General features: G+C 26.9%; 7 protein-coding genes. 4 read left to right on the top strand and 3 right to left on the bottom strand.

The window, feature by feature from the left end; translation table 11 throughout:
• The first annotated feature begins 398 nt into the window (after positions 1-398).
• The gene (locus I4V51_RS01510; protein WP_195986561.1) at positions 399-1,592 is read left to right on the top strand and encodes an ROK family transcriptional regulator; all 1,194 of its coding nucleotides are present in this window, start codon (positions 399-401) and stop codon (positions 1,590-1,592) included.
• A gap of 379 nt (positions 1,593-1,971) precedes the next feature.
• Positions 1,972-2,598, top strand: coding sequence for a biliverdin-producing heme oxygenase (locus I4V51_RS01505; protein WP_195986560.1), 627 nt, complete (start codon positions 1,972-1,974; stop codon positions 2,596-2,598).
• Between the two features lie 94 nt (positions 2,599-2,692).
• Here the strand turns inward: I4V51_RS01505 and I4V51_RS01500 are convergent, their stop codons facing one another.
• On the bottom strand, positions 2,693-3,502 hold the full coding sequence (locus I4V51_RS01500; RefSeq protein WP_195986559.1) for an MBL fold metallo-hydrolase: 810 nt from the start codon (positions 3,500-3,502) through the stop codon (positions 2,693-2,695).
• A 243-nt stretch (positions 3,503-3,745) separates the two neighbouring features.
• Here I4V51_RS01500 and I4V51_RS01495 point away from each other — a divergent pair, with 243 nt between their 5' ends.
• A complete protein-coding gene (locus I4V51_RS01495; RefSeq protein ID WP_195986558.1) occupies positions 3,746-5,380 on the top strand; it encodes a M20/M25/M40 family metallo-hydrolase in 1,635 nt (544 codons plus the stop codon).
• 73 nt (positions 5,381-5,453) lie between these two features.
• Here I4V51_RS01495 and I4V51_RS01490 read toward each other — a convergent pair whose 3' ends face one another.
• Together I4V51_RS01490 and I4V51_RS01485 are read right to left on the bottom strand one after the other, a co-directional pair.
• The gene (locus I4V51_RS01490; protein WP_195986557.1) at positions 5,454-7,232 is read right to left on the bottom strand and encodes a S8 family peptidase; all 1,779 of its coding nucleotides are present in this window, start codon (positions 7,230-7,232) and stop codon (positions 5,454-5,456) included.
• A 26-nt stretch (positions 7,233-7,258) separates the two neighbouring features.
• Positions 7,259-9,043 carry a S8 family peptidase gene (locus I4V51_RS01485; RefSeq protein ID WP_195986556.1) on the bottom strand — a complete coding sequence of 595 codons (1,785 nt, stop codon included), beginning with the start codon at positions 9,041-9,043 and terminating at the stop codon, positions 7,259-7,261.
• 206 nt (positions 9,044-9,249) lie between these two features.
• On the opposite strand from I4V51_RS01485, the gene I4V51_RS01480 reads away from it, so the two are divergent.
• On the top strand, positions 9,250-9,606 hold the full coding sequence (locus I4V51_RS01480; protein ID WP_195986555.1) for a hypothetical protein: 357 nt from the start codon (positions 9,250-9,252) through the stop codon (positions 9,604-9,606).
• The last annotated feature ends 8 nt before the right edge of the window (positions 9,607-9,614 follow it).

Raw genomic sequence — 9,614 nt, 5'->3', positions numbered from 1 at the left:
ATTAATGGCATACTCAACGTGATACCATCACGTATTGAAATTAATATTTTGTTTGACCCCAACTTTGCTGCAACTGGCAGCAGTTTTTCTTCAATAACTTCATTAAGCTTTTTCATTTTTATCTCTCCTCGTATAGTTGATTATAAAAAATAATTTATACCCCTTCTAAACCTTTTCATTTTGGTTTAGTTTAGCAATTATTACCTGTTAACTAAATAATATATTATTATTTATAATTAGTCAATACCATTTTTTCGATATTTTTTACATAATTATTTATAAATTATAATTAATCGCTTGTTAGTTTGATTATATTTTATAACCAATATTAAAAATGTGCCAGTTTGTAATTTATAGTTAATGTTATATAATATTGTTAATAAACAAGGAGGAACGTTATGAAACTTACAAGAACCCAGCAAAAGTTACACTTTAAAATTTTAAATAAAATATACGCTAAGGGACCTATTTCTAGAATTGATATCTCAAAAGAAACTGGTATAACACCTGCAACAGTTAGTGAAATTACTAATCAGATGATTCAAGAAAAGCTTATTTATGAACTTGGAGAAGTTACTCCTAACGAAGGTAAATCTGGAAGAAAAAAAATAATATTAGGGGTATCCCCAAATCATAGTTTTTATATTGGTAGTGAATTATCTTTAAAATACATTTCTTTTTGTCTAACTGATAATATTGGTAAAATTATAAAAGAAAAAACTATCCAATTAGAAAATAATAATTTAAATATTTCCTTAACAGAAGATTTTTATATGGATCAATTAAATGAATTCATAGAATTATGTAAAGACTATTCCCCAAAAGCAATTGGTATTGCTCTTCCTGGTCATTTTGATAAAACTAACAACTCAATCATTACTAATAATCCTTTTTGGAAAACTTTTAACATTAAAATCTTGTTAGACAACATCAATATGCCTATTTATTTTGAGAATAATGTTAAATGTATGACTTTAGCTGAAAGATTATTTAGCTTTAACGGTACCGATGATAATTTCATTTTCTTCCATGTTGGTAGAGGAATGTTTTGTTCTTATATGTATAATGGAGAATTATATGCTAAAGATAATTTCCTAGTTGGAGAAATAGGCCATATAATTGTTCATCCTGATGGTGAGTTGTGTGAATGTGGTAAAAGAGGTTGTCTTCAAACCTATGGAAGCGAGGCTTGGATAATTAAAAAGTCCCAAATACTTTTTGATAGTTCTGAAACTACATATCTTAAACAATTAGTTACAGATAAAGATAAGATAAAAATGGAAACAATCTTAAAAGCTTATAAATTAGGTGATGAGGGTATAATAAACATCCTTCATTCCGCAATTAAATATCTTTCAATTACTATAAATAATTTATCTATGATGATCGATTCTAATAAAAGCATAATTCATGGCGAATTATTTAATGAACCTTTGCTTATAAACTTATTAAAGGAATACTTAGACCAAAATGTTAGACTCTTGTCTATACATACACCTCAAAATATTACAGTTAAAAATTATAATAATTATAATGGTGCTTTATCTGCTGCTGCTCTTTGTGTATTAAAACGTTTAATTGAATTAGAATAAAAAACCGCAGACACACTTTTTTTGAACTAAGTACAATAATACTTAGTTCAAAAAAAAGATACCTCCTTGCTAATAATCCCTTATCCACCTTTTTCTATTTGTATTTTTACTTATTCTAAATTTAATCATTAACATATTTATTATAAGCAAACCTCAAATTCAATAATATTATTATCTATACCTCTTTCCCTTATACTTTATTTATAAATATCAAAAAACTTTATAAAAAATAGAATATTATAAAATATTAAGAAAACAAGAGCATATCAGAGTATTTAACTATGAATTGATGAATTTCACCCCACTTACTTCTTGATAATTATTATCTGTTGATATATATTATCATTAAATTAATTATTAAATTATTGAGGTGAAGAAAATGAAATTTATGATGGATATAAGAGAAAAAACATCTTTATTACATAGTGCTGCAGAAAATACAGGCTATATAAAAAAATTAGTTGATGGAACTGCATCAGTTGAAGGATATGCTGAATATATTTATAACTTAGAGAAAATGTATAAAGCTATTGAAGATGCACTAGATAAAAACGAGAGTAATTCTGTTGTTAAACCTTTTGTAACAAAAGAATTATATCGTTCAGAGCTTATGAGAAAGGATTTAGAGTTCTTATTAGGTGATAAATTAGCTTCTATGAAATTATTAGCTTCTACTGAAGCTTGTGTTGCAAAAATAGAAGAGTTATCAGAAAACAAACCTGAGCTTGTTGTTGCTTATGCGTATACAAGATTTTTAGCTGATTTATTTGGTGGAAGAACATTCTTATCATTGTTAAGTACAAGCTATAAAATATCTAATGATGGATTAAACTATTATCAATTCCCTGATATTACTGATTTAAGAGGATATGTTATGAAATATCATAACATGTTAGCAGAAATTAATTTATCAGATGAACTAAAAAAAGATTTTATTAACGAAGTTAACAATGCTTATATTTATAACCTTGCAATTTCAAACGAATTAGAATCTAAATTAAAATAATTTATCATATAAATCCATATTTATTATAACTCAAATATAACAAAACAATAAAAATATGATTCTCTAAAAATTAGAGAATCATATTTTTATCCTATTATTTAAGTTCTATTCTTTCTAAATCATATGGAACAAATACTTGTCCATCATAGACTGAATTTGCTTCTTCACTATAAAGTTTCTTTCTCTCAGGAAGTTTTTTATCTTCTGTGTGATATAAAACTAAATTCTCAACATTAAGCTCCTTAGCTAGCTTTCCAGCTTCAATAGGTGTGCTATGATTTTTTTCATAAGGCTTAAATATTTCTCTATCTGCATATAAACAAAACGCTTCTGAAAGTAACCAATTGCAATTTTCTACATATTCTTTATTAACCACATTATAAGATTCATCTCCAAGACATACTAATTTTTTTTCATTTGGAAGTATTGCTTTAAATCCAAATTGTTTATCTTTAGTAGATTCAATATCGAAGAACTCTATATTCATCCCTATTATATTTACTCTTTCACCATGGCACACTTCGCAAATCTTAATTCCATTACCTATAAATTTTAACAACTTTTTAGTTAACATCATATTACTTAAAGCCTTTAAAATATTAACAACTTCATTATGTCCATAAATAATAAATTCACCTTCAAATTTTCCCTCATGCATTAATGATGCATACTTTCTCATTATCCATATTGCACCTAATATGTGATCTGTATGTCCATGGGTAACAAACATCCCCTTAATATTTTTATAATCAATTTCAGCTTTTTCTAATTGTGATAATATTCCATTTCCACCACCAGCATCTACCAAAAAATATTTTTGGCTATTCCTTAAAGCAAAACAAGTATTATAGCATTTTGTAACCATAGCTGATCCTGTTCCTAGCATAATTAATTCTATATTCATATTTATGTACCCCTTTTTTAATATAATTTTCTTATATATATCTTACATAAATATGAAATAAACCTAAAGTATATTTTTTATTTTCACTTTTTATAATATTAATAATCTATGCAATTCTTTTAAGTTATATTTAAATAATTTTTATTACCTAACAATGTATTTTGATTTACAAAATATTTGATTTGTGATATTATATCCTCAATGTAACCATAATTAACTACATATAATAAGGGGGATAAATATATGCATTTACAGAAGAAAACAAAGTATATGATTATAGTATTGGTTATATTTCTATCATGCTTTATAGGATTTAAATCATTAAGTCCATCTAGACCTAATTATACTGATAAGGCTAAAACTAATGTTAACAATCAAATGGAACATATAAAAAATATTGCTCAAGAACCACACTCAATTTTTGATATTGAAGCAAAAGAAAAGGTACGAGATTATTTAGTATCAGAACTTTCCGAATTAGGAATAGAATCTAAACTATACAAATATGATAATTTATATGAAAAAAGAAGCGATAGCCTTGTATCTGTTGAAAATATTTATGCCGAAATCAAAGGTAAATCAGATTCTTATATTTTACTAGCTACACATTACGATAGTTCCCATGCAAAAACAGAACGTTATGCTGAAATAGATGGCTCTTTAGGTGCTGCTGATGCCGGCTATGCACTTTCTACTATTTTAGAAACATTAAGAGTAATACAAGAGCAAAATATTGAGCTTGAAAATGGAATTAAAATTTTATTTACTGACGGTGAAGAATATGGTCTTTTAGGTGCAAAAGAAGCTGTTAAAGAAAATGAAATTTTAGATGGGGTTAATTATGTAATAAACATAGAGGCAAGAGGAACTGAAGGCCCTGCTGTAATGTTTGAGACAAGCCCCAATAATGATGCTGTGTTAGATTTATATAAATCTAGTATTAGTCCATTTTCATATTCTATAACACCTGAAATATATAGATTATTACCTAACTGGACTGATTTTACAGTGTTTTTAGAAAATAATTTAACTGGAATTAATATAGCTGTTTTAGACGGATTAGAAAATTATCATACACCTTATGATAATCCTAAAAATCTAAGTGAAGAATCTATGCAACACTATGGAGATCAAGTATTACCTATAGTAACTGAATTTGTTACTAATGAAAAGTATTCTAATGCCGAAAATTTTAAAGGCAAAAACGATTCAATATTCTTCGTGTTAGGCAACCAATTTATAGAATATTCAAAAACACTAAACTTTATATTCTTAATTTCACTATTTACATTAATAATATATTTATATAAAAAGTTTAATGTAAAAATTATAAAGAATATATTTAAATTTGCACTTATAAATATACTATTTACAGTAATGGCTATGGCTATTGGCTACATAATTAGTAGAATAGTTGCAATTTTAAACGGAAGAGAGTTTAAACTTACTTATTTACCTCTTATTAAATTTGAAGGAGTTATTTTTATAACAATACTTATAGGTGTATTTATTGCATTTATTCTTACAATAAAGAAATTCACAAGAAGTCTTGATGAAAAAAATGAATTTATATTAGGATCATTAGTATTACTATTAATATTATCTATTATTTTTACTATTGTTTTACCAGGTGCAAGCTATTTAACGGTAATTCCTTCAATACTTCTATCATTATTTATAGCTATTAAAGAAATATTTAAAAATATTAAATCTATATGGTTTATAATATTACTACCTATAGCTTTAATAATTATTTTATATGTTCCTATGATTTATTTATTTAACTGTGCATTAACATTTGGTGCATTAGCAGCTAATATTTTCTTTGTTATGATAGCATATATATCAATCTTAACAGGTATAAAATCTATTAATTAACTTTAAATAAAACCAAAGACCATTAAAAATATTTTTACAGTTTTTAATGGTCTTATTTTATTTCTTAATAAAGTTAGAGCATTTTTTCAAATATTTTATAAAAATTTATTATTCCGTATCCCCATTGCGGATTAGGATAATTATCTTTTCCTCTCTTAATAACACCTCTTCTTAAAAAAGTCTTTATACTTTGAGAATACATATATGGATAATTTCCTTGAACAATTCCCCATTGAAAAAGCAAAACACAAGCCCCTGCTCCAATAGCTGCTGCTAAACTAGTTCCACTAATAACTTGTGTAGAGTTATTTAACCCAACTGTTAAAGTATTAGCCCCCCCTGCTGCAATATCTATTTTATCAATATATTCATTCCTAAATGATACCCCTGAATAACTTACTAAATTATTATTATTTTGATTATAAGCAGCAACTGTAACAACAAAATCTGAATCTCCTGGTACTGTTAAAGTTCCATACGGATTACTTGGTGTAAGCCTTGTTCCCGGAAGCGCTAATCCTGATTGCCATAACCAAGCATTATACTTGGCCATTTCTCCCTCCCTAATTCTTAATTTTAATTGCCATATTCCAGGTACCAAATTGGAGAAGTATATGCTCACCTTTTCTTCTCCAGTATATGCTTCCGGTATAAAATAACTTATTTTTGCTATAGTTTTTTCAAAAATAAAATTACTTAACTTATCTACATTTGCTCCTGCTTGAATAAATCCTGTTTCTTCTCCAGACGGTGATATCAAATTCACCTCAACAATGTCTGGTAAATCCACCCACATTTCTAACGCCATATACTTTTGATTATCTGCAATCAACATTTCAATAACTTCTATAGTATCTTTATCTCTAATAGTACCCGATACATGTCCATCTACATTTCCTTGATTTCCAGCTCCAGTAACTATTACAACTCCAACATTACTAGATATATTTTCTAGAAAATTATCAAATATATTATTACCCTTATGATTACCATTATTAGTACCTAAAGGTAGTAATATAACTATCGGTTTCTTCTCATTAAACAAAACCTTTCTAAAATATTCTATTACTGGGAAAATAGATGTTAGTGAAAATATAGGAGTATTAACTCCTAAACTTTTCTGTGTATATTTTGCTTCACTTAATTTTACTATAACGAACTTACATGCTGGTGCTATCCCCTTAATATCCTTATTCTTTCCTATAGCACCAACAATCCCAGCCATTCCAGTACCATGTCCATAATTATCCTTACTAGGAACTATATCATATGGATTTCCTCCTGAATTATATACTTCTATGGCTTTATTAATTTGTTCATTTGTATATAGTGTTCCAAATGGAACTTGATAATTATTATTACTATCAGAATTAATTGTTTGATCCCAGATATAAAGTATTCTACTTTTCCCATTATTATCCCTAAACTCCTCATTTAAATAATCTATTCCTGTATCAATTATTCCAATTATTACTCCCTCTCCATTTAAATTCAACTGAGGATTAGATTCTAAAAGATTTACTTGAGCAGCTTCAATAGCTGATATTTCCTGTAGTGTATATAGTTGTGTTGGAACTACATAGATTATTCTAAAATCACTTGAATTAATATATGTAGTTATTATTCCTCTTATGTAATTAATATCTTGATTACTCTCGTCAACCTTATTATTTTCCCTTAAAATATCAAGTTTAATAGATGCAATAGCATATTCATTATTTATAAATGTTATAAACACACCCTCTTCATTTTTTTTATCACCAGTAACCTTCCCTAAATATTCAATCATTATATGAACATAATTAGGGCTATTGAAAATATATTCATTATTTTTATCTATCTTACTATCCATTAAATCCCCTCTTATTCTCAAGCTATTTAATTAATTGGATATCTTACAAATAACCTTCCAACAAAATACTCAATATATTCTTCCTCTCCTCTATAACGCCCCCCCAATATAGTAAATACATCTAATAAATTTAATTTTCCATATCCTAAATCTTCATTTGGATAAACATAATTCCTCTCTCTTGTAGCACTATAAATTAATAAACTTCTTAGTTTAGTTGAATAAAGTCCAGCATATTTAATATCTGAGAATTGCCATTGAGCCAAAAGACAAACAGCTCCTGATATTATGGCCGTTGCTGGAGAGCTTCCACTAACTGCAACTATCTTATTATCTGTTCCTGATGTTGTTAAAATATTTATTCCACCTACAGCTAAATCTGGATTAATTAAATAATTTGAATTATATCCCTTTCCAGAAGATGCTACAATAGAATTATTGTTGCTATCATAATAAGCTACTGTAACAACACTTCTTGCCGTAGAAGGTATTGTTAATGTCGTATATGGGTCTACCTTTAAAAATTTAGTTCCTTCTGGTAATAATTTTTTATCCGGTAACCATATATCATATCTTCCCCTAGTAATATACTCTCCTTTTAATCTAATTTTCCATACTCCACTTTTAATATTGTTAAAACTTAAAATAAAAACTTGATGTCCAGTAAAATTTTCAGGGTTATAACACTTTATCTCAAGTTGTGTATTTAATAAATAAAAATCTTTTCTTTCTAAAGAATATATTTTAGGATTATAAAATCCTGTATCTTCTCCAGCTGGGTCTATTACACTTATTGACATCTCATCTGGTTTTTGAACCCACACATAAAATTCCAAAATATTCATATTTTTAGATACACTTAATTCTACAGTATCTACTTCTCCTACATTCTTAATGTAATTTGAAGCATGTCCTTCTGCACTGCCTAAATTTCCAGTACCACTTACAAAAATTATTCCTTCTCTACTTGCAAGAGAACTTATAAATCTTGCTGTTATGTTATATCCATCATGACTTCCCTCTTGACTCCCTACTCCAATAAATACTATTAGAGGTCTTTGTAGTTCTTTTGCTGATTCCCTCAAAAAGTTAATTGCCGATAGAACTTCTGCATTACTATATACCGGTACTTCAGGAAGATTATTATCTTTTAAAATCTTTTTATAATTAGGTGACTGTAATAATTTAACTACCAAAAAATCACAATCTTTTGCTATTCCTTGCATTTTGCCATTATAGCCTCTAGCACCAATTATTCCTGCCATTTTAGTTCCATGATCTATTTCATCCTTAGTATTTACTATGCTATATGGATCTCCCCCAGATCTATATACTTTAATTGCTTCATTTATTTTTTCATTATTATATACAACCCCATATTTAAACTCACTTTTTTCTGTATCTATATTTTGATCCCATATACTAATTATTCTAGACGTATCATCTTCTCTTATAAACTCTTGATTTAAATAATTTATACCACTATCAACCATACCAACCAATATACCTTTTCCAGTTAGATTTAAGTATGGATTTACCTTAACGCTATTAATATTATCAACATTAGACGGATCTATATCTTGTAAGGTATAAACACTTCTCGCTTCAACGAATATAATCTCTGGAACATCTTCTCTTAATTTAGATAAATCTTTTTCTTGTACAGCTACTACTCCTAGAGTATCAGTAATAGCAAATCCACATACATAATCCAATTTATCTACCTTTTCTTGAAAATTCCCTCTATACTCAATTACATAATGCAAATAGTTTTCATCTAAATACTCATTACAAAACCTACTTTCATTCACTAATAATCCTCCTAAATATTTCACTTATTAGATTTATATGATTATCTTATAATCTAAATGATATTTAATAGGTATTTTTATAAATGTATATAATAAATCAACCTTAAAATAGTTATAAATAAATTACATCTACAAAAAAATAATAATAGAACAGATTAAACTAGCATAAACTAACTTTGATAATTTTTTAAGGAGAATATTATATTATGAAAACATCAGCACTTTTTATTATATTTTTTATTGTAGTTATACTGTTTTCTATAAACACAAAAAGAGTATTTTCTGCTCCACTAAACAATATTTTTACTCAAGGAACTTATAAAGTATCATTAAACCATGGCGACTTTGAGCCTGGACAATATAATTTTAGATTTATATCAAAGGATTCTACTTGTTATGTCTATATAATTGATAAAGATAATATTCAAAGATATTCCAAAAGATATGATTCTAAAGATTTAGAAAATGAAAAAGATGCATTATTTAATTCAGGAACTCTATTAGAGGGAGATATTATAATTGTTTATGGAGATGGGGAATTTTATATTGAACCTATAAAATAACATAGAGC

The organism is Clostridium sp. D53t1_180928_C8, from assembly GCF_015667795.1.
Classification (GTDB): domain Bacteria; phylum Bacillota; class Clostridia; order Clostridiales; family Clostridiaceae; genus Clostridium.
This window is presented reverse-complemented; position numbering and strand designations above follow the sequence as displayed.

Bases quoted from the DNA above. Each gene is read 5' to 3' on its own strand.
- I4V51_RS01510 (WP_195986561.1), top strand. From the start codon at position 399: ATGAAACTTACAAGAACCCAGCAAAAGTTACACTTTAAAATTTTAAAT.
- I4V51_RS01505 (WP_195986560.1), top strand. From the start codon at position 1,972: ATGAAATTTATGATGGATATAAGAGAAAAAACATCTTTATTACATAGT.
- I4V51_RS01500 (WP_195986559.1), bottom strand. From the start codon at position 3,502: ATGAATATAGAATTAATTATGCTAGGAACAGGATCAGCTATGGTTACA.
- I4V51_RS01495 (WP_195986558.1), top strand. From the start codon at position 3,746: ATGCATTTACAGAAGAAAACAAAGTATATGATTATAGTATTGGTTATA.
- I4V51_RS01490 (WP_195986557.1), bottom strand. From the start codon at position 7,232: ATGGATAGTAAGATAGATAAAAATAATGAATATATTTTCAATAGCCCT.
- I4V51_RS01480 (WP_195986555.1), top strand. From the start codon at position 9,250: ATGAAAACATCAGCACTTTTTATTATATTTTTTATTGTAGTTATACTG.